The sequence below is a fragment of the Roseateles sp. genome, assembly GCF_036486225.1.
Taxonomy (GTDB): Bacteria; Pseudomonadota; Gammaproteobacteria; order Burkholderiales; family Burkholderiaceae_C; genus Roseateles.
On the sequence record NZ_DASVNZ010000126.1, the window covers coordinates 15,580 to 35,577 of the forward strand.

The following is a 19,998-nucleotide window of genomic DNA, read 5'->3' on the forward strand; positions in this document are numbered from 1 at the left end:
AGCAGACTCTGGATAACAGTTGTTATGGCAGTTGTTTTGCGCTATAACAATTGTTCCATGAGTCTTAAAACCTTCCCGTTCATTGTCGAGGACTCGCTAGCCGCTCTCGGCGAACGGATTTCGCTTGCGCGGCGCGCTCGGCGATTGACTCGGCCGGATCTGGCGGCGCGGGCAGGCATCGGCCTGAGCACGCTGGTAGCGATCGAGACCGGCGCGCCGACCGTTCAGATCGGCTCGGTGTTGATGGTGCTGTGGGGGCTGGGACTGGAGGGGACGTTCGACACCCTGTCCAACCTGGGATCCGACAAGGAGCTGTCCGCATTGATGGCCGACGCCGTGCCGTTGCGCGTTCGTACGCCCAAACGGAGGACGCCGTGAGCGCCGATGCGAAGCCGGTCTGGGTCTGGCTCCCGCACAGTCCGGTGCCGGTCGAATGCGGCGTGTTCTCGCTGAAGGATGGTGTCGGCATCTTCGAGTATCGGCAGAACTACCTCGATGCGCATGGCGTCGCGCTGGACCTGGCGCATCTCGCCTTGAGCTCGCGCGCGCGGCCGATCAGGGAAACCAGGCAGGACGGACTCTTCGGTGTGATTCGCGATGCCAAACCGGAAGGCTATGGGCTCGATCTGCTGGCACACCTGCGGCAGGTCCGCGTCGAAGACCACATGGCCGTGCTGGAAGAGTCGGAAGGCGATTCGGTCGGGGCCATTGCCGTCTGCGACGACGTGGCGCGGAAGCAGGAGTTCCACTGTCCGCCGTCCCACGATCTGCTTCAGATCCTCGCGGACGTGCCTGATTCGCGGCCGGCCAGCGACGCCGTGCGCGAAGTGAAGGGCATCGTCGGCACGAGTGCCGGTGGAGAACGTCCCAAGCTCACCGTGATGCACGAGGGGCAGCAGTGGCTGGCCAAACTCCAGGACCGCGGGGACCGACCCCATTCGCCGCTTCGCGAATTCGTGGCCATGAAGGTAGCGACGGCGCTCGGCGTGAATGCGGCAGAGGTGCAGTTCAAACGGGTCGAGCAACGCGAAGTGATCCTGGTCCGGCGCTTTGACCGTGAGGTGGACGCGCAGCGGCAGGTGACCCGGCGACTCTTCGCCAGCGCGCACACCGTGCTGGGCTTGGACAAGCAGGTGCGAGGAAGTCGTGAGCGCTCCTACCTGGCCCTGGCCCACGAGTTGCAAAGGTGGCGGGGGCGCGCCGCCAGCGATACGGTGCTGGAGGGAAAGCGCGAACTCTTCCGTCGCATCGTCATGAACGCCGTGTTGGGCAATGGTGACGATCACCCGCGCAACACGGGCTTCCTGTTCGATGGAACGGGTTGGACGCTGTCTCCGGCGTTCGACATCGCGCCATATGGGATGGTCTTTTCGGGCACGCAATCGATGGACATCTCCCGGTCCCGGACGCATGCGGCATCCAGTGCCGTCTTCAACCTGATCGACGCCTGCACGGACTACGGCTATGTCGAGGAAGAAGCGCGCGAGTACATCGCCACCGCGCGTCGCCAAGCGCCGGTCCTTTGGACCGAACAGGTGATCGCGGCCGGTTTCCGGGAAGACGATCTGCCGTTCCAGACGCCGATCTGGCTGGACGTAGAGGGACCGGCCGCAACCACGTCGCGCCGGAGTTCCCGGGGGCGTTGAGTTCCGATTGCCAGACGGCAACTGCGACTCGGGTCAGCCGACCATCCCCCATTTGACGGGTGCTTCCCCCACCCCACGCCGGGGGTGTCAGGCGTAAGCTGGCGCCATGCAGGATGCCAAGCCCCGGACCGGCCTGATCCTTACCGGAGGAGGCGCACGCGCGGCCTACCAGGTCGGCGTGCTGGCCGCGATCGCGCAACTGCGCCGCGACGCCTGCACCACCGGCGACAACCCCTTCCAGGTGATCTCCGGCACCTCCGCCGGCGCCATCAACGCCGCCACGCTCGCCTGCCAGGCCGACGACTTCTGCTCCGCCGTCGACGGCCTGATGTACATCTGGCAGAACATCCACGTCAACCAGGTCTACGCGGCGGACTCCTTCGGCGTCATCCGCTCCGGCGCGAAGTGGCTCAGCATGCTCTCGCTCGGCTGGGCGCTGAACCGCTGGCGCCGCACCCGTCCGCGCAGCCTCCTCAACAACACGCCGCTGCGCGGCCTGCTGTCCCAGTGGATCAAGTTCGACCGCCTCGACGAGATGCTCGCCAAGGGCTACATCGATGCGCTCGCGGTGACCGGCTCCAGCTACACCTCGGGGCACCACGTCACCTTCTATCAGACGCATCTGCAGCGCGATCCCTGGGTCCGTACGCAACGCATCGCGACCCGCATTCCGCGGCTCTCGATCGAGCATCTGGTGGCCTCGTCCGCGATCCCGTTCATCTTCCCGGCCGAGCCGCTGGACCTCGGCGGCGAGGTCGAATGGTTCGGCGACGGCTCGATGCGCCAGACGGCGCCGATCTCGCCCGCCGTGCACCTGGGCGCGGAGAAGGTCCTCGTCATCGGCGCGGGCCGCATGCACGAGGCCGGCGGCGAGGGCCAGCACGGCCCGGCGCCTACCGGCCATCCCAGCCTCGCGCAGATCGCCGGGCACGCGCTGTCCAACATCTTCCTGGACGCGCTGGCCGTCGACATCGAGCGCCTCAAGCGCATCAACAGCACGCTCGCGCTGCTGCCGGAAGAGGCGCTGCGCAACACGCCGCTCAAGCCGATCGAGGCGCTGGTGATCGCGCCGAGCCGGCCGCTGGACAGCCTGGCTGCCGAGCACCAGGGCGCGTTGCCGCCGCCGATCCGCGCGCTGCTGCGCAGCGTCGGCGTGTCGGGCGAGGGGGCCACCGCCAGCGGCTCGGCGCTGGTCAGCTATCTGCTCTTCGAGCCCGAGTACACGAACGAGCTGATCACGCTGGGCATGTCGGACACGCTCGCCCGCCGCGTCGAGATCCAGAAGTTCTTCGACTGGCCCGCGCAGGCGCCGCAGATGGACCCCGCCGCGATGCGCAAGCGCGCCGGCGGCTTCGCGCTGCAGGTGCCGCCGAATCCGCCCGGGCCGCCGCGGCTGGTCGCTTCGTCGGGGGCCTGAACGGGGCGGGGCGGAACGGGTTGCTGCAGGCCTGGACCCGCTTCAGCTCATCAGCCGGAGCTCCGCCATGAGCCCGCCTTCCGGTCGATTCGACAGCGTCAGCGATCCTCGCTGCCGCAGCGTCAGTTCCCTCGCGATGTAGAGGCCCAGGCCCGCACCGCCGGTGTGGCGGTTGCGCGAGTCCTCCAGGCGGAAGAACGGTTCGAACACCGCCTCCAGCTTGTCCTCCGGAATGCCAGGGCCTGGATCGGTCACGCGCAGCCAGACGCCTTGCGCGTCGCGACCGACGCGGACCTCGGCGCTGCCGCCGTAGCGCACCGCGTTGCCCACCAGGTTGCCCAGCACGCGCCGCAGTGCCATCGGCTGGCCCTTGGCGAGTACCGGTTCGCCGCCGTCCTCGAAGACCACCGGCATCGCCTGCTCGATCAGGTCGTCCGTCAGCGCTTGCGCCAACGCGCCGAGATCGACGTCGACGAGCGGCTCGGCCGCGCCCGGCCCGTCGCCGCGGAACAGCTCCATCACGGCGTCCACCAGCGCATTCATCTCGCGGATGTCCTCGACGGAGCGCTGGCGTTGGACGTCCTCGATGTCCAGAGTCTCCAGCCGCATGCGCAGCCGCGTGAGCGGCGTGCGCAGGTCGTGCGAGATGGCCGCCACCATCAGCCCGCGCTCGTTGAACTGCCGCCGCAACTGGCGCGCCATCGCATTGAAGACCTGCGCGCTCTCGCGGACTTCCAAGGTGCCGCGCTGCTCGTCGAGCAGCGGCAGCCGGTCCTGCTTGTGCAGCGATGGCCCGAGTTCACGCGAGGCCCGCACCAGGTCGCGCATCGGACGCGACAGCCAGCGCGAGGCGATCCACGCCGCCAGGCCGGTGACCAGCAGGCGGATGCCGTAGTCGAGCGTGAGCTCCCACGCGGTCAGCGCGCGGAACGGGCCGCGCCATTGGGGCTGGGACCCCTGGCCTTGAAATCCTTGCGCCTGCCCTGGTGTCTGCCCTGGTGTCTGCGAGGGCGGCGGGAAACCGCGGAAGCCCTCGCGCGGCGGCATCGGGACGTCGCCGGGAAGGGGCGGATCGTCGCGCAGCTCGGCGTCGGCGCCCATGCCCTGCGGCCTAGGCCCCGGCCCCGGCCCCTGTCCGGGGCCGCCCTGCGGTTGGAACTGCGGCCCGCGCATGAGCCCCGGCATCGGCGGCAGCGAGGGCGCGCCGTGCATCCGCATCGCATAGAGATCGCCCCGGGTCCAGGTCACGACGCCGATCGCCAGCGCCTGTGCGACCACCAGCGTGACCCAGAGCAGGAGAAAGATGCGTCGCGCGAGCGTGTCGCCGAAGGCGCGCGTGAAGCGCTCGCGCATCGCGACGGCCAGGCGCTTCATGCGATGCGGAGAGCGAGGGGGAGAGGGAGGGCGAGCGCTCAAGCCTGCACCTGGGCGTCGAAGAGATAACCCTCGCCGCGCATCGTGCGGATCAGGCGCGGCTCCTTGGGCGAGTCGCCGAGCTTCTGCCGCAGGCGCGAGATCGTCAGGTCCACGCTGCGGTCGTTGACCTCGACGCCGGGCGCGCGCGTCAGCTCGATCAACTGCTCGCGGCTGAGCACGCGTCCCGGGCGCTCGACCAGCGCGCTCAGCAGGCGGAACTCAGCGCTCGACAGCGGCACCACCACCTGCTGCGGCGATACCAGCTGGCGCAGCAGCCGGTCGAAGGCCCAACCTTCGAAACGGAACTCGCGGCGCGTCTGCGCCTCGTTCTCGCCGCGGCGCGCGCGGCGCCGGATCGCATGGATGCGCGCCACCAGCTCGCGGGGTTCGAAAGGCTTGGCGAGGTAGTCGTCGGCGCCCATCTCCAGCCCGAGCACGCGGCTGATCGGATCGCCGTGCGCCGTCAGCATGATCACCGGCACCGACGGGTGGTGCTGCTGGATCCACTGGCACAGCGTCAGGCCGTTCTCGTCGGGCAGCATCAGGTCCAGCACGACGACGTCGAAGACCTGCGTCGCCATCTGGCGGCGCATCTCGCGGCCGTCACCGGCGGTGCTCACCGCCACGCTGAACTTCTGCAGATACTCGTCGAGCGATCGGCGGATCTCCGCATCGTCGTCGACCACCAGACACCGCGTCATGCAACTCTCCACCGGCAGGCTCGGCGGCATGCCCAGCCCTGTCATGGACGATACACCGGGGTCGGCACCGAGGGAGGCCGCTGTGCCGATCGCGCCGAGCGCGCCGATCGCGCCGGTCGCGTTGTAGGCGCCGTGAGCACCGTCCTTGCGCGGCGAGGGGATGTAGCGGGGCATGGGATCTGGATCAAGCGGCGATGCCGACTGTCAGCGTCGCGGCATAGCCGCTCGCGACGTCGCCGGTGAGCGTGGCCAGCTGCGTCGTGTAGCCGTCGCTGAAGACGTTGTCGGAGGCGAAGCTGATGCGGTTGAAGTTCGTCAGGCTGCTGCTGTAGCCCGATGCGGTGCTGTAGACCGTCGTGCAGACAGCCGTCGGGAACGCGATCTGCGAGGTCTTGATCTTGTTGGCGTACGAGGTCGCGGCGCCGGCGTTGCGGTAGACCTCGAAATGCATGTGGGGCATGCGGCCGTCGTAGCAGCCGGGGAAGATCGTCGTGAAGCTGACCGTGCCGTCGCTGCCGGTGCTCTGCACGCCGCGCAGGTAGTTCTCGTTGACGACGCTGGCGCTGTAGAGCGAGTAGCGGCCCTCGCGGTCGCAGTGCCACAGGTAGATCGCGTAGCCGGACAGGTCCGCGCAGCTGCTGCTGGTGTTCACCAGCTTCAGCGTGAGGGTCAGCGGCACGCCGCCGGCAGTGCCGCTCGCCGTACCGATACTGGTGCGGATGTCGCTGCGCACGATGCCGCTCAGCGCCAGCACGTTGGCGATCCCGCTGCCGTTGCTGTTGGACCCGTCGCCGGGGTAGGGGCCGGCGGTCTCCTCCGGAATCACCGAGCAGCTCCCGCTTGAACCCGTGGAGCCCGTGGACCCTGTGGACCCCGTCCCCACGGCGCTGGTGCCGGCATCCGCACCGCCACCGCCGCAGCCCAGCAGCGCCAGACCGCCAAGTCCCGCAACGCCCGCCAGCAGCCCCAGCGCGCGGCGGCGCTGCTGCAGCACGGCGAGGTCGTGCGTCAGGCCTTGATCGTGGTCGTGGCCGGATTCGTGGCCGGATTTGTGGGAGGCGTGGCGGTGTGGCTGCATGGCGGAGCTCCTGAACGGGATGCTCCGCATTGGACCGATCCGCCTTGTCGGCGGCTTATCGTCTTTGTGTCAGCCTTGACAAGGTGCCCGCTCGCCATCAGAAGCCGGCCCGGGGTCTGCTCCCACGCTGGCGGGGCTTAACCGCAGGTCGCATCCCCCGGGCCGGCTTCCGATGGCTCGGACCGAGGTGGGCGAGGAGGACCGAGGTGGGTGAGGAGGGTCGGGGCGTGCGATCAGTGCTGCACCTTCACCATGCCGGCGTAGACACCGTCCTTGGCCACCAGTTCGTCGTGGTTGCCGGATTCGATGACCTGGCCGTCAGCCATGACCTGGATGCAGTCGGCGCGACGGATGGTCGACAGGCGGTGGGCGATCACGATCAGCGTCTTGCGACCCTGCCATTGCTCCAGCGCCTGTTGCACGGCGCGTTCGCTCTCGGTGTCCAGCGCCGAGGTCGCCTCGTCGAAGATCCACACCGGCGCATCCTTGTACAGCGCGCGCGCGATCGCCAGCCGCTGGCGTTGTCCGCCCGACAGCTTGCTGCCGTTGGCGCCGACCGTCGTGTCCAGGCCTTCAGGCAGCGCCACTGCGAAGTCCCACAGCGCCGCGGCACGCAGCGCCTGCTCCAGCTTCGCCTCGTCGCGTTCCTGGCCGTAGGCGATGTTGTCGGCCACCGAGGCGTCGAACAGCACGATGTCCTGGGACACGACCGCGAACTGGCGCCGCAGGTTGGCCTTGGTCAGTTCGTCGATGGCGACGCCGTCCAGCAGGATGCTGCCGCTGTCGGGACGCTCGAAGCCCAGCAGCAGGTTGACCACCGAGCTCTTGCCCGCGCCCGAGCTGCCCACCAGCGCCGTCGTCTTGCCCGCCGGGATGTGCAGGTTCAATGCGGCGAGCGCGTCGCGGTTCGCGCCGGGATAACGCAGCGTGACCTGCTGCAAGGCGATGTCGCCGCGCACGTGGGTGAGCTCGCGCGTGCCGGTGTCGGGCTCGGCCGGCGTGTCCAGCAGGCCGATGCAGCCGCGCGCGACCACGAGCGCATTGGTGATGGGCTGCATCACGTCGCTCAGGTGCCGCAGCCGCGAGCTCATGAACAGCAGCGCCGCGACGAACGAGGCGAACTCGCCCACGCCGGTGCCGTTCACCCGCGACTGGTACAGCGCCAGGCTGACGATGATGGAGATGCCGACGCTGGCCATCAGCTGCGACAGCGGCTGCGCCATCGCGTTGGAGGCCGCCGTCTTCAACATGCTGCGCTGCACCTCCCGGGCGCGCTCCGCGAAGCGGCGCGTCTCGTAGCCGGCGGCGTCGAAGCTGCGCACGACGCGCCAGGCGCGGGTGACGTCCTCGATCACCGAGACCAGCCGGAGCTGCGCGTCATAGGCCCAGGTGCCCATGCGCCGGACCCGCTTGTTGACCTTGCGCACGACGAAGGCCAGTCCAGGCACCGTGATCAGCGACAGCAGCGTCAGCTTCCAGTTCAGCGCGAACAGGTAGCCCATCAGCGCCAGCGCCGGCAGACCGTCGCGCAGGATGGTCACCAGCGAACCGGCGATCAGCGTCACGACGTGCTGCGGGTCGTTGACGACCTTGGTCACGGCGGTGGCGGGCTGCAGGCTGGTGTAGACCCGCGCGTCGGCGCGCAGCAGGACCTGCAGCAGCGCGGTGCGGATGTCCATCACCGTGCGCGAGATGGTCCAGTTCAGCAGGTACTGGCCGCAGAAGGTGAACAGGCCGCGGATGGCGAACAGCCCGATCAGCACGATCGGGACCATCCAGATCGGGAAGCTGTAGTCGAGGTTGATCGAGGCCATCGACGGCGCGGCGGAAGAGGCGGACGACGCGGCGGAGGCCGTGGTGACGGTAGAAGCGGTAGAGGCGGTAGCGGCGGTGGAAGCCGCCGACACGATCGCCGTGGCGGACGACGCGGGCGCCGCCGCCGGCAGTCCGATGACCGAGGTGGTGGCCGGCTTGGCATTGAAGCCCTCGCCGAGCGCGTAGCCCAGCAGCTTCGGGATCAGCGGCTCGGTCGCCGCGACCAGCACGAAGGAGAGCACCGACAGCAGCAGGCCCCAGCGGTGCGGCTTCATGAAGCGCCACAGGCGGCTCGCGGTGGGAGCGAGCGGATCGGTGTCTTTGGCGGAGGCTTGGTCGGTCATGGCGCAGGCCGGTGCCGGACGCGACGCGCCGGCCCCGGCCAGGGGATCGATGGGAGGAAGCGGGGATTGTGCCGGAGTCGCGGCCCGCTCCGCCCCGGCCTGAGCCGGCCCGCCCGGTTCATCCGGCTACGACCCTTTCCCTCACCGGGCCGGCGTGCCCGGTTCATCCGGCTACGACCCTTTCCCTCACCGGGCCGGCGTGCCCAGCAGGTCCTGCGCCGTCTTCAGCGCGGCGGCCACGATCTGGTCCATGTTGTAGTAGCGGTACTGCGCCAGCCGGCCGACGAAGGTCACCCCCTCGGCCTGCTCGCCCATCTCTGCGTACTTCTTGAACAGCGCCTCGTTCTCGGGCCGCGGCACCGGGTAGTAGGGGTCGCCTTCGGCCTGCGGATACTCGCGCACGATGGACGTGCCGGCATGCGTCTCGCCGGTCAGGTGCTTGAACTCGGTGATGCGCGTGTAGGCGTGGTCGTTCGGGTAGTTGACCGTGCCCACCTGCTGGACCTGCGCGGTCGCCGGCAGGTGCTCGTGGTCGAAGCGCAGGCTGCGGTAGGGCAGGGCGCCGTGGCAGTGGTCGAAGTAGGCGTCGATCGGGCCGGTGTAGATGATGTGCGCGCCGGGGAAGTCGCCGCGGACCTCCTGGAAGTCGACGCCGGTGCGGACCGTGATGCCCGGATGGTCGAGCAGGCGCTCGAACATCGCGGTGTAGCCGTCCGCCGGCATGAACTGGAAGGTGTCGCTGAAGTAGCGGTCGTCGTCGTTGCTGCGCGTGGGGATGCGCGCCGCGACGCCGGCCGACAGCTGCGACAGGTCCAGCCCCCACTGCTTTTGCGTGTAGCCGCGGAAGAACTTGTCGCACAGGTCGCGGCCGACGCTGTTCAGCACCACGTCTTCGCTGGTCTGGATCGGGTCGCGCGGCTCGCGCACCGTCTCGAGGTAGCCCTGCACCTCGTCCTCGGTCAGCGACAGGCCGTAGAGCGTGTTGATGGTCGTGCGGTTGATGGGGATGGGCACCAGCTGCTCGCCGACCTTCGCCAGCACGCGGTGCTCGTAGAAGCGCCAGGTGGTGAAACGCGACAGGTACTCGAAGACCTTCTTCGAGTTGGTGTGGAAGATGTGCGGCCCGTACGGATGGATCAGCACGCCATGGGCGTCGCGTTCGTCGTAGGCGTTGCCGCCGATGTGCGGGCGCTTGTCGATCAGGACCACGGTCTTGCCGGCGTCGGCCAGCTCGCGGGCGCAGACGGAGCCGGCATAACCGGCGCCGACGATCAGGTAGTCAGTCTTCATGGTGCGGGCCCGCCCGGGCCGTCTCCTGTCTGTCCTTGGTTGCCCGCGATTGTGATCGCCGGCGTCCGGGGGATTCCCCGGAACAACCCAGATTTCACGGGCCTTCTCGCGTGCCTTCTCGTGGGCCTTCTTGCGGGTCGCCTCGCCGGCGCGCCGCCGCGTACGGACCGCATCCGGCGCGCGGCCGGACCGCGCCGGTAACCGAACGTGCCCCGAATACACTGCCGCGATGTCTGAGATTTCCCCGAGCACCTCGCCGGCGCCCGTGCGCCGTCGCGTGCTGCACTTCGTGACCGGCGGCTTCTCCGGCGCCACGCAGGTGGCGGTCGATCTGTGCCTGGCGCAGCTGGCGAGCGAGCGCATCGAACCCATCCTGGTCCTGCGCCGCAAGATGCGCACGGAGAACGCCACCAAGCTCGCCCGCATCCAGTCGTTGCGCGAGCAGGGCCTGCTTGTGTACGTCGTGCCGGGCTGGGCGCACCTGGCCACGATCTGGGCGCTGCGCCGGCTCTGCGAGCAGCTGCGCCCCGACGTGCTGATGGCGCACGGTTTTCCCGAGCATCTGCTGGGCCGGCGTGCCGGGCTCCTTGCCGGCGTGCCGGTGCTGGTGCAGGTCGAGCACAACTCGCGCGAACGCTATACCCGTTGGAAACGCGCCCAGGCGCGTCGGCTGAGCGAGGTCAGCGCGCGGCTGGTCGGCGTGTCGGAAGGCGTCCGCAGACGCCTGGTCGATCTGGGGATGCCGGAAGAGAAAACGACGGCGATCCCGAACGGGATCCGGCTCGACCGCTTCGCGGCCGCGGACGATCACCCGGTCGAAGGCCGGGAGCCCGGCATCGTGATGTCGGCCCGCTTCGCGCGGCAGAAGGATCCTCAGACCTTGATCCGCGCGCTGGCGCTGCTGCGCGAGCGCGGCTTGCGGCCGGTGCTCCACCTGGCAGGGGGCGGCAAGGAAGCCTACCGGCGGGCGACCGAGCGCCTGACCCGTCAACTCGGGCTGGAAGGGCAGGTGCGCTTCCTCGGGCATCACGGCGACATCCCGGGCCTGCTGATGAGCCAGCGGATCTTCGTGCTGTCGACGCATTGGGAAGGCATGCCGCTGGCGTTGCTGGAGGCGATGGCGGCGGGTTGCGCCTGCGTCGCGTCGCTGGTGCCTGGCGTCGAAGGTGTGATCGAGGATGGGCGCACCGGCCTGATGGTGCCGGAGGCGGACCCGGAGGCCTTGGCCGGCGCGCTGGAGCGGCTGCTGCGCGATCCGGCGCTGGCCGGGCGCCTCGGCGCCGCGGCGCGCGCGCGGGCGATCGAGGAGCACGGCGTCGACCTCATGATGCGGCGCTACGAGGACATGCTGCTGGCGCTTTGATCCCGCACCATGGACGGCCGCAGTCCCGCCGTGGGGCCGCGGCGTGCCGCCCCGTGCGCGGGGTTCAGGCGGCGGAAGTCGTGCGCAGGCTCTCGGCGCGTCTCAGCCAATAGCGCAGGCGCAGCGCCCGGACCCACCAGCCGCGGCGCAGGTATTCGCGGGCGAGATCGCGCAGCGGGATCGGGGTCGCTTCCTCGAACGCCAGCCGGAAGCCGGCGATCCGCCGGTCGCAGGTCGCGGGCTCGAAGCGCTGCGCCATCCGCGAGGACCCGATGAAATTGCGCGCCGCGATGTGCGCCCAGGCGAACAGCGTCTCGTGATCGAGCGGGCGCCCTTGGGCGGCGACGCGCAGGTCCGCCAGCGCGTGCGCGAGGTGTTCCGCCTTGTCCAGGTTGAGCGTGTGCAGGATCGAGCCTTCACGCTGCCGGTACGCGACCCACACCTGCGGCTCGTACCAGGTGTCCCGGGCCTGCAGGCCCAGCAGCGGCGAGAGCGTCATGTCCTCGAAATAACGCCCCAACGGGAAACGCAGTCCGTCCCAGACCTCGCGCCGCGCGATCTTGGACCAGACGTGCATCTGACCCGCCAGCAGCAGGCCGCGCAGCACCAGCGAGACGTCCGTCAGGTGCTGCCGCTCGGGACCGACGAAGGTGCGCTTGTGCAGCTCGCCGCGCCGGTGATGCTTGGCGGTCATGTGCTCGCGCACCATGCGGTAGTCGCAGAGCACCATGGCCGGGGCCTCGCGGTCGATCAGCGCACGCAGTGCCGGGATCGAACCCGGCATCAGGTAGTCGTCGGAATCCAGGAACCAGAAATACGCGCCGTGCGCTTCCCGCAGCAGCGTGTTGCGCGTGCCGGAGATGCCTTGGTTGCGTTCGTGGAAGATCGCCCGCAGCCGCGCGGCGTGGCCGGCGTACCGTTCGACGAGTTCGCGCACCAGCGCGTCCGAGCCATCGGTGGAGCAGTCCTCGACGATCAGGACCTCGATGCCGGCACCGGCCTGCGCCATCGCCGATTCGACGCACTCCGCGAGATAGGGGCGGACATTGTGGACGGGGATCAGCACCGACAGCCAGGGCGTGTCGAGCGAGGCGGCGGCGCTGTCCGCGGAGGTGGGAGACGAGGCGGTCATCTCGGAACCCTCATTCATGCCAATGGTCGGCGATCCACCCCGCCGGTTTCGGGCGGCGCCAGTTGCCGTTGCTGCGGCCGGCCAGCGCGTCGGGCGGGTTCATGACGCCGTGGAAGATCACGATGCGCGCCCCGTCGGGGATGAAGGGCGCCTGGAAGTAGTTCATTGGCCAGCGCGGGATGCTGTGGTACTTGAAGCTCGCGCACCAGCGATCGTCCCAGTACTTCAGCAGGCCCTTGCGGTGCATCTCGTCGGAGAGGTAGGCCTGCTCGTTGCGGAACTGCTGCCGGATCGTGTCGAACTCGCGCCGGAACTTGGCCAGCACCTCGGGGTGCGCGCCCAGCGTGAAGCGGTAGACCGAGGAGTTGCCCGTGATGCGCCAGGGGCGCTTCCAGTCGTGGATGATGAGGAACTCGCCGGGCTCTTCGAAGAAGGGCGTGATGTCGTCGACGATCACGACGTCGAGGTCGAGGAACAGGGCGGTGCCGCGCAGGCCGTACTTCTGCACCAGGTCGTCGCTGAAGGTCGTCAGCTTGGTCCAGCCGCGCTCCGGGCTGCCGGGCGGCAGGTCCAGCGGCGGGATCGGCAGGCATTCGACTTCGGCCCGCACCCCTTCGCCGCGGTCGGTCAGGCAGACGAAGCGGAAGTCCCCGCGCAGGTGCCGGCGCACCATCGCGTAGAGGCGGTTGACGTACTCGGGGCCGTACTTGGTGCCCCACTTCATGCAGAGGATGACGCGGTCGCCGGAGGCGGGGACCGGCGTGGCCGGGGCGGAGCTCATCGGGGTGGTCATCGGGCGCTCAGAGCTCTTCGACGTGACGGGGAGGGTAGCTGTCCCAGCTGAGGCAGCCCGGGCATTGCCAGAAGTAGTGCTGCGACTCGAAGCCGCAGGCGGCGCAGCGGTAGCGCTGCAGCGGGCGCACGGCGCGCTGCAGCGCGGTGCCGACCAGTTGGGCTTCGTCGTCGTTGAGCGGCTGCTGGCGCGCCTGGCTCTGCTGCAGCAGCTGCGTCGCGGCCGACAGGGCCGGCTCGACGCGCAGGTGGTCGGTCAGGCGGCGGCGCTGCGCGTCGGGCGCGGGCTCCAGTTGCGCGATGGCCTGCAGCAGCGCCATGCTCGGATGGCGGCGGTACTGGGCCTCGATCAGCGCCAGTGCCTGCGCCGTTGTGCCGGTGGCCTGCGCGGCCTGGGCATAGTCGCGCGCGACGAGGTTGAAGGCGTCTGGATTGGCCCGCAGCAGTTCGCCGTAGAGACCCATGGCGCCGGCCTGGTCACCCTGGCGCGCCAGCATCTGGCCCAGCAGCACGTAGGCCCGCGCCGATTGCGGCGCGCGCTCGCGGGCTTGGTCCAGCCAGCGACGCGCCTGCGGCTCGTCCTGACGGGCCTGGGCCTCGAGCGCCAGCTCGCACCAGTAGTTGGCGATGCGGCTCGCGAAGCTGCCGGTGCCGGTCGCCTCGAGCTGCTCCGACACCTCGGCCGCCTTCGCCCACTCGCGCGAGCGCTCGTACAGCGACAGCAGTGCCAGCGCCGCGTCGTGGTCGAAGGCCGTGCCCTTGAGCGCCTCGTAGGCGGACTCGGCGCGGTCGAACAGCCCGGCCTTGAAGAAGTCCTGCGCCAGCGCGTACTGCGCGCGGTCGCGCTCGGACTTCGGCAGGTCGCCGCGCGAGAGCAGATGCTGATGCACCCGCACGGCGCGTTCGTATTCGCCGCGGCGGCGGAACAGGTTGCCCAGCGCGAAATGCAGCTCCGACGTGTCGGGATCGGCCTGCACCGCTTCGATGAAAGCGTCGATGGCCTTGTCCTGCTGCTCGTTGAGCAGCAGGTTCAAGCCCTTGAAGTAGGCGCGCGGCGCGTCGCGCTGTTCGCGCTTCCATTGGCGCGCGTCCAGCTTGGAGGCCAGCCAGCCCAGTCCGAAGACCAGGGGCACGCCGATCAGCAGCCAGCTGAGATCAAATTCCATCGGGGATCTTGGGGTCGTTGGCGGTCGCGGTCGCCGAAGCGGGGGGCAGGTCGTCCGCCGGAGGCAGCGACCGCGCGGCGGCGCGCTTGTGGCGCCACCAGGCCGGGACCATCGCCAGCACGCCGAAGGCGCAGCCCAACCCGAAGGTCAGCAGCACCACGATCACCAGCGGAGACCGCCACGACTGGCCGAAGAACCAGTGCACGACGACCTCCTGGCTGTTGTTCAGCGCGAAGGCGAAGAGACAGAAGAACAGGAATGCTCGGAAGAGCCAGACCAGGATTCGCATGGGGGGCGATTCTAGGCGCGTGCGGAGTACGCCATGACGGATGGCAGGGCGAGTTAACCCCTGAATACATTGAGCAACCCAGGACGAAAAAAAAGCGCCGCGGATCGCGACGCCTTCAGTCTGGGTGTGCGGTTCCCGGAGGGCGCCCGCTCAGGCGGCCTGCTGGTCCTCGTCCGTGACGGGCAGTTGCGCGTCCACGGCTTCGCGCAGGGCCTTGCCCGGCTTGAAGTGGGGCACCAGCTTCTCGGGGATCAGCACCTGCTCGCCGCTGCGCGGGTTGCGGCCCATGCGCGGGGGGCGACGGTTGATCGAGAAACTCCCGAAACCGCGGATCTCGATGCGGTGGCCACGGGCCAGCGCGTCGGACATCGCGTCCAGGATGGTCTTGACCGCGAACTCGGTGTCTCGTTGCGTGAGCTGGCCGAAGCGCTCGGACAAGTGGGCCACCAGGTCGGATCGGGTCATGGTCGTCGGCATCTGAAGAAAAACAGGCTCGCTGCGGAGCGAGCCTGTCGAAGCGCTTGTGCGTCGAATTGGCGTCTGGGAAAGCAGGCTAACTCAGCCCGCCTCCCGCCAGAACAAGGGATTCTCTTGAGACCGGGTGTGACGCTCGCGCGCCACGCCCGGTGGTCAAGACAATCAGCCGTTGTTCTGGTTGTCCAGCTTGGCGCGCAGCAGGGCGCCCAGGCTGGTCGTGCCGGCGTTTTCACGCTCGTTCGTCTGCGACAGACGCTGCATGGCTTGCTGCTCGTCGGCGCTGTCCTTGGCCTTGATCGACAGCTGGATGCTGCGCGACTTGCGGTCGACGTTGACGATCACGGCGGAGACTTCGTCGCCTTCCTTCAGCACGTTGCGGGCATCTTCCACGCGGTCGCGGCCGATTTCCGAAGCACGCAGGTAGCCGGTGACTTCCTCGCCCAGGTCGATCTCGGCGCCACGGGCGTCGACGGTCTTGACCTTGCCGGTCACGATCATGCCGCGGTCGTTGACCGAGACGAAGGTCGTGAACGGATCGCCGTCCAGCTGCTTGATGCCCAGCGAGATGCGCTCGCGCTCGACGTCCACGGCCAGAACGATGGCGTCGACTTCCTGGCCCTTCTTGTAGTTGCGGACGGCGGTTTCACCCGGCTCGTTCCACGACAGGTCGGACAGGTGCACCAGGCCGTCGATGCCCTGGGCCAGGCCCACGAACACGCCGAAGTCGGTGATCGACTTGATCGGGCCCTTGACGCGGTCGCCGCGCTTGACGTTCTCGGCGAACTCTTCCCACGGGTTGGCGCGGCACTGCTTCATGCCCAGCGAGATGCGACGCTTGTCTTCGTCGATCTCCAGGACCATGACTTCCACTTCGTCGCCCAGCGAGACGACCTTGGAAGGCGCGACGTTCTTGTTGGTCCAGTCCATTTCGGAGACGTGCACCAGGCCTTCGATGCCGGGTTCGATCTCGACGAACGCGCCGTAGTCGGCGATGTTCGTGACCTTGCCGAACAGGCGGGTGTTGGCCGGGTAGCGGCGCGACACGCCGAACCACGGGTCGTCGCCCAGCTGCTTCAGGCCCAGCGAGACGCGGTTCTTCTCGGCGTCGAACTTCAGGACCTTGGCGGTCAGTTCCTGACCGACCGTCACCACTTCGCTCGGGTGACGGACACGGCGCCAGGCCATGTCGGTGATGTGCAACAGGCCGTCGATGCCGCCCAGGTCCACGAACGCACCGTATTCGGTGATGTTCTTGACCACGCCGTTGACGATGGCGCCTTCGGTCAGCGTTTCCAGCAGCTTGGCGCGCTCTTCACCCATCGAAGCCTCGACCACCGCGCGACGCGACAGCACAACGTTGTTGCGCTTGCGGTCCAGCTTGATGACCTTGAACTCCATGGTCTTGCCCTCGAACGGGCTCATGTCCTTCACCGGGCGGGTGTCGAGCAGCGAACCGGGCAGGAAGGCGCGGATGCCGTTGACCAGGACGGTCAGGCCGCCCTTGACCTTGCCGGAGACGGTGCCGGTGACGAAATCGCCCGATTCCAGGGCGGTTTCCAGCGACAGCCACGAAGCCAGGCGCTTGGCCTTGTCGCGCGACAGGATGGTGTCGCCGTAGCCGTTTTCGATGGCGTCGATCGCCACCGAGATGAAATCGCCGACTTGGACTTCGACTTCGCCCTGGTCGTTCTTGAATTCCTCGACCGGCACGTAGGCTTCCGACTTCAGGCCGGCATTCACCACGACGAAGTTGTGCTCGATGCGGACGACTTCAGCCGAGATGACCTCGCCGGCGCGCATGTTCGACTTCTGCAGCGATTCCTCGAACAGGGCGGCGAAAGATTCCATTTGGGACATGTGAGATTTCCTTGCCAGGCACAGAGCGTCCGGCGGCTTGAGCGCTGAAGAGCGATTCAGGCAGCCTGATCCGAGAGGTGCGCGGGCGTGTGTTGCAAGCGGACTTGCGGGTTAGGTTGTAGAACGCGTCACCCCCAGTGGACTGACGTCCGGAGGGAGGGGTGACGCTCCTGTCTTGCGGCAGATCCCGACTTGAGATCAGGACCCGTGAGGGTCAGGCCTTGAACGGACGCCGTTCGTTCCACCAGCTCAGCACCAGATCACGGGATTCCCCGATGGTCTGCTGCGAGTTGTCCAGCTCGATCGCGTCCGCGGCGGCCTGAAGCGGCGACGCACTGCGACCCTTGTCGCGAGCGTCCCGCGCTTCAAGATCAGCGCGCAAGCCCTCGATATTAGCCGGAATTCCCTTGGAAATCAATTGCTTGTGGCGCCGCTCCGCCCGCGTCGCGGCGCTGGCGGTGAGGAAGACCTTGAGCGGTGCCGCGGGGAAGATCGCGGTGCCCATGTCGCGCCCGTCGGCGACCAGGCCGGGCAGGCGGCGGAAGTCCAGCTGCAGCTGGTGCAGCGCGCGGCGCACCGCCGGATGGGCGCCGACCTGCGAGGCCATCAGGCCGGTCGCTTCCTGGCGCAGATCGCCGGAGACGTCCTCGTCGTCGAGCAGCACGCGGCCGGATTCGAACTTCAGGTCCAGCGTCGGGACCACGGCGGCCACGGCATCGCCGTCGTTCAGGTCGATCCCCTTGCGCGAGGCGGCCAGGCCGGTCACGCGATACAGCGCGCCGGAGTCCAGCACGTCGTAGCCCAGCGCCTGGGCGACCTCGTCGGTCAGCGTGCCCTTGCCGGAGGCGGTCGGGCCGTCGATGGTGATGACGGGGATGTCGGCCACGTCCGCCCGGACGACGCCGAACAGCGTCTCGAAGTAGTCGGGGAAGGTCTTGGCGACGCATTGCGGATCGAGGATGCGCACCGGCACCGCCGGTCCCTGGCGGTCGTCCTGCAGGCCGTTGAAGGCTGCCAGCGAGAAGCACATCGCTACGCGGTGGTCGTCGTAGGTGTGGATGGCGGCCGGCTTCCAGGCCTTCAGCGGATGAACGCGCAGCCAGTCGGGGCCTTCCTCGACCTGCGCGCCGAGCTTGCCCAGTTCCGCCGCCATCGCAGCGATGCGGTCGGTTTCCTTCACGCGCCAGGAGGCGATGTTGCGAAGCGTCGTCGGGCCGTCGGCGTAGAGCGCCATCACGGCCAGCGTCATCGCGGCGTCGGGGATGTGGTTGCAGTCGAGGTCCAGCGCCTTCAGCGGCCAGGTGCCGCGGCGGACCTCGAGCCAGTTCGGGCCGATCTCGACGCGCGCGCCCATCGCCTGCGCCGCCTCGACGAAGCGGACGTCGCCCTGCACGGAGGTCGAGCCCACGCCTTCGATGCGCACGGGCGCGTCGGTCGCCGCGATCGCGCCGAGCGCGACGAAGTAGGACGCCGACGACGCGTCGCCCTCGACGTGCACCTCGCCGGGCGAACGGTAGCGGCTGCCGGCGGGGATCACGAAGCGCTGCCAGTCGTCGTCGCGGCGGACGTTCACGCCGAAACGCGCGAGCAGTTCCAGCGTGATGTGGACGTAGGGCTTGGAGATCAGCTCGCCGGTGACTTCGATGACGACATCGTTCGCGGCGACCAGCGGCAGCGCCAGGAGCAGCGCGGTCAGGAACTGGCTGGACACGTCACCGCGCACGCGCACGGGCGCGGCCAGGGTCAGCGGCGCCGGGCCGTTCAGGCGCAGCGGCGGATAGCCTTCCTGGCCGAGGCAGTCGATCGGGCAGCCCAGCGCGCGCAGCGCGTCGACCAGATCGCCGATCGGCCGCTCATGCATGCGGGGCACGCCGGAGAGTTCGAAGCTGCCGCCCTGCGTCGCGGCCAGCAGGGCGAGTGCGGCCGTCAACGGACGCATGGCCGTGCCGGCGTTGCCCAGGAAGAGCTTGGCCTCCTTCGTCCGCAGCGCCCCGCCGATGCCCGTCACCGACAGCACGCCGTCGGCACCGGTCTCCAGCCGGCAGCCCAGCTCGCGCAGCGCGGCGAGCATGACCTTGGTGTCGTCCGAGTCCAGCAGGTCGTGGACGCGCGTGACGCCGTCGGACAGGCCGGCCAGCAGCAGCACCCGGTTGGAGATGCTCTTGGAGCCGGGCAGCGACACGGTGCCGGCGGCGCCGCGCAGCGGGGGCAGGTCCAGGAAGGGGATCTTGTACATGGCGCGGTCCAGGCACGTGCGGCGTGCCGGCGGGGAAGGGGGGGAGGCTTTGGGAAGAGGCGCTAGGAAGAGGCGCTACTTGGACTTCGACGACGGCGCGGGCGCACCGAGCTGCCACTGCGCGCGGCCTTCGGAGGCCTGGCGGATCATGGCCTCCAGCGCGTGGGCGTCGCCCTCGCGGATGGCCTGCTCCATCTGGTCCAGCACTTCGCGGAAGCGCTGCGATTGCGTCAGCAGGTCCTGCTTGTTGGCCACCAGGATGTCGCGCCAGATCGTCGGGTCGCTGGCGGCGATGCGGGTGAAGTCGCGGAAACCGGGACCGGCCAGGCTCAGGAAGTCGCGGCCCGACGGCTGCTTCTGCACCGAGCTGAAGTACGCGTAGGCGAGCAGGTGCGGCAGGTGGCTGACCGCGGCGAAAGCCTCGTCGTGGTGGTGCGGCGCCATCTTGAGCACCTGGCAGCCCAGCGCCGACCAGACGTCCGTCGCCTTCTGCACCATCTCCGGCTTGGTCTGTTCCAGCGGCGTCAGGATGACCTGGCGACCCTGGTACAGCGCCGCGTCGGCATGCTGCACGCCGGCGCTTTCCTTGCCGGCGATCGGGTGCGCGGGCACGAAGCTCGAGAACTGCTTGCCCAGCGCGCGCTTGGCCGCGTCGACGACGTCGCCCTTGGTCGAGCCCACGTCCATCAGCAGCACGTCCGCGCGCACGAGGTGGCGGATCGCCTTGAGCGTCGACTCGGTGGCGGCCACCGGCACGGCCAGCAGCACGATGTCCGAGCCGGAGACGGCCAGCAGCGCCGATTCCGCGGCGATGTCGATCACGCCCATGCGACGGGCGGTCTCGGTCGTCGACGGGCTCTTGCTGTAGCCCACCACCCGGCGCACGAGGCCGGCTTTCTTCATGGCCAGCGCAAACGATCCGCCCATCAGGCCGCAACCGATCACGCCGAGTTGGTTGTACATCGCGAGAAACCTCTTT

General features: G+C 68.9%; 17 protein-coding genes. 4 read left to right on the forward strand and 13 right to left on the reverse strand.

Annotated elements, in window-relative coordinates; translation table 11 throughout:
* Positions 1–57 precede the first annotated feature (57 nt).
* From VF536_RS08750 to VF536_RS08760, 3 genes are all read left to right on the forward strand, one after another.
* On the forward strand, positions 58–378 hold the full coding sequence (locus VF536_RS08750) for an XRE family transcriptional regulator (RefSeq protein ID WP_331614439.1): 321 nt from the start codon (positions 58–60) through the stop codon (positions 376–378).
* Positions 375–1,646: a type II toxin-antitoxin system HipA family toxin gene (locus VF536_RS08755; RefSeq protein ID WP_331614440.1), complete on the forward strand. Its 1,272-nt coding sequence runs from the start codon at positions 375–377 to the stop codon at positions 1,644–1,646. The genes VF536_RS08750 and VF536_RS08755 overlap by 4 nt, the downstream gene beginning before the upstream one ends.
* 106 nt (positions 1,647–1,752) lie before the next feature.
* Entirely contained in the window at positions 1,753–3,063 is a 1,311-nt protein-coding gene (locus tag VF536_RS08760; RefSeq protein ID WP_331614441.1) for a patatin-like phospholipase family protein, read from the forward strand.
* A gap of 42 nt (positions 3,064–3,105) precedes the next feature.
* Here VF536_RS08760 and VF536_RS08765 read toward each other — a convergent pair whose 3' ends face one another.
* The 5 genes from VF536_RS08765 to glf all read right to left on the reverse strand — a co-directional run bounded on the left by VF536_RS08765 (position 3,106) and on the right by glf (position 9,707).
* A complete protein-coding gene (locus VF536_RS08765) occupies positions 3,106–4,437 on the reverse strand; it encodes an ATP-binding protein (RefSeq protein ID WP_331614442.1) in 1,332 nt (443 codons plus the stop codon).
* Positions 4,438–4,475: 38 nt separating this feature from the next.
* The gene (locus VF536_RS08770) at positions 4,476–5,354 is read right to left on the reverse strand and encodes a response regulator transcription factor (protein ID WP_331614443.1); all 879 of its coding nucleotides are present in this window, start codon (positions 5,352–5,354) and stop codon (positions 4,476–4,478) included.
* A 10-nt stretch (positions 5,355–5,364) separates the two neighbouring features.
* Positions 5,365–6,258, reverse strand: a complete 894-nt coding sequence (locus VF536_RS08775; protein WP_331614444.1) for an intradiol ring-cleavage dioxygenase — start codon at positions 6,256–6,258, stop codon at positions 5,365–5,367.
* A gap of 233 nt (positions 6,259–6,491) precedes the next feature.
* Positions 6,492–8,417, reverse strand: coding sequence for an ATP-binding cassette domain-containing protein (locus tag VF536_RS08780; protein WP_331614445.1), 1,926 nt, complete (start codon positions 8,415–8,417; stop codon positions 6,492–6,494).
* 186 nt (positions 8,418–8,603) lie between these two features.
* Positions 8,604–9,707 carry a UDP-galactopyranose mutase gene (gene glf, locus VF536_RS08785; RefSeq protein WP_331614446.1) on the reverse strand — a complete coding sequence of 368 codons (1,104 nt, stop codon included), beginning with the start codon at positions 9,705–9,707 and terminating at the stop codon, positions 8,604–8,606.
* 229 nt (positions 9,708–9,936) lie between these two features.
* Here glf and VF536_RS08790 point away from each other — a divergent pair, with 229 nt between their 5' ends.
* Complete coding sequence (locus VF536_RS08790; protein WP_331614447.1) at positions 9,937–11,070, forward strand: glycosyltransferase; 1,134 nt, start codon at positions 9,937–9,939, stop codon at positions 11,068–11,070.
* 64 nt (positions 11,071–11,134) lie between these two features.
* On the opposite strand, the gene VF536_RS08795 is transcribed toward VF536_RS08790, so the two are convergent.
* The 8 genes from VF536_RS08795 to VF536_RS08830 all read right to left on the reverse strand — a co-directional run bounded on the left by VF536_RS08795 (position 11,135) and on the right by VF536_RS08830 (position 19,982).
* Entirely contained in the window at positions 11,135–12,202 is a 1,068-nt protein-coding gene (locus VF536_RS08795; protein WP_331614448.1) for a glycosyltransferase family 2 protein, read from the reverse strand.
* 10 nt (positions 12,203–12,212) lie between these two features.
* On the reverse strand, positions 12,213–12,983 hold the full coding sequence (locus tag VF536_RS08800) for a glycosyltransferase (RefSeq protein WP_331614450.1): 771 nt from the start codon (positions 12,981–12,983) through the stop codon (positions 12,213–12,215).
* Positions 12,984–13,002: 19 nt separating this feature from the next.
* A complete protein-coding gene (gene lapB, locus VF536_RS08805) occupies positions 13,003–14,160 on the reverse strand; it encodes a lipopolysaccharide assembly protein LapB (protein ID WP_331614451.1) in 1,158 nt (385 codons plus the stop codon).
* A complete protein-coding gene (locus VF536_RS08810) occupies positions 14,150–14,449 on the reverse strand; it encodes a LapA family protein (protein WP_331614452.1) in 300 nt (99 codons plus the stop codon). The genes lapB and VF536_RS08810 overlap by 11 nt, the downstream gene beginning before the upstream one ends.
* A 150-nt stretch (positions 14,450–14,599) precedes the next feature.
* Positions 14,600–14,914, reverse strand: a complete 315-nt coding sequence (locus VF536_RS08815; protein ID WP_088403971.1) for an integration host factor subunit beta — start codon at positions 14,912–14,914, stop codon at positions 14,600–14,602.
* A 174-nt stretch (positions 14,915–15,088) separates the two neighbouring features.
* Entirely contained in the window at positions 15,089–16,774 is a 1,686-nt protein-coding gene (rpsA, locus tag VF536_RS08820) for a 30S ribosomal protein S1 (RefSeq protein ID WP_331614465.1), read from the reverse strand.
* A 223-nt stretch (positions 16,775–16,997) separates the two neighbouring features.
* Positions 16,998–19,019, reverse strand: coding sequence for a bifunctional 3-phosphoshikimate 1-carboxyvinyltransferase/cytidylate kinase (locus VF536_RS08825; RefSeq protein ID WP_331614453.1), 2,022 nt, complete (start codon positions 19,017–19,019; stop codon positions 16,998–17,000).
* A gap of 75 nt (positions 19,020–19,094) precedes the next feature.
* A complete protein-coding gene (locus VF536_RS08830) occupies positions 19,095–19,982 on the reverse strand; it encodes a prephenate dehydrogenase (protein WP_331614454.1) in 888 nt (295 codons plus the stop codon).
* Positions 19,983–19,998: the final 16 nt, after the last annotated feature.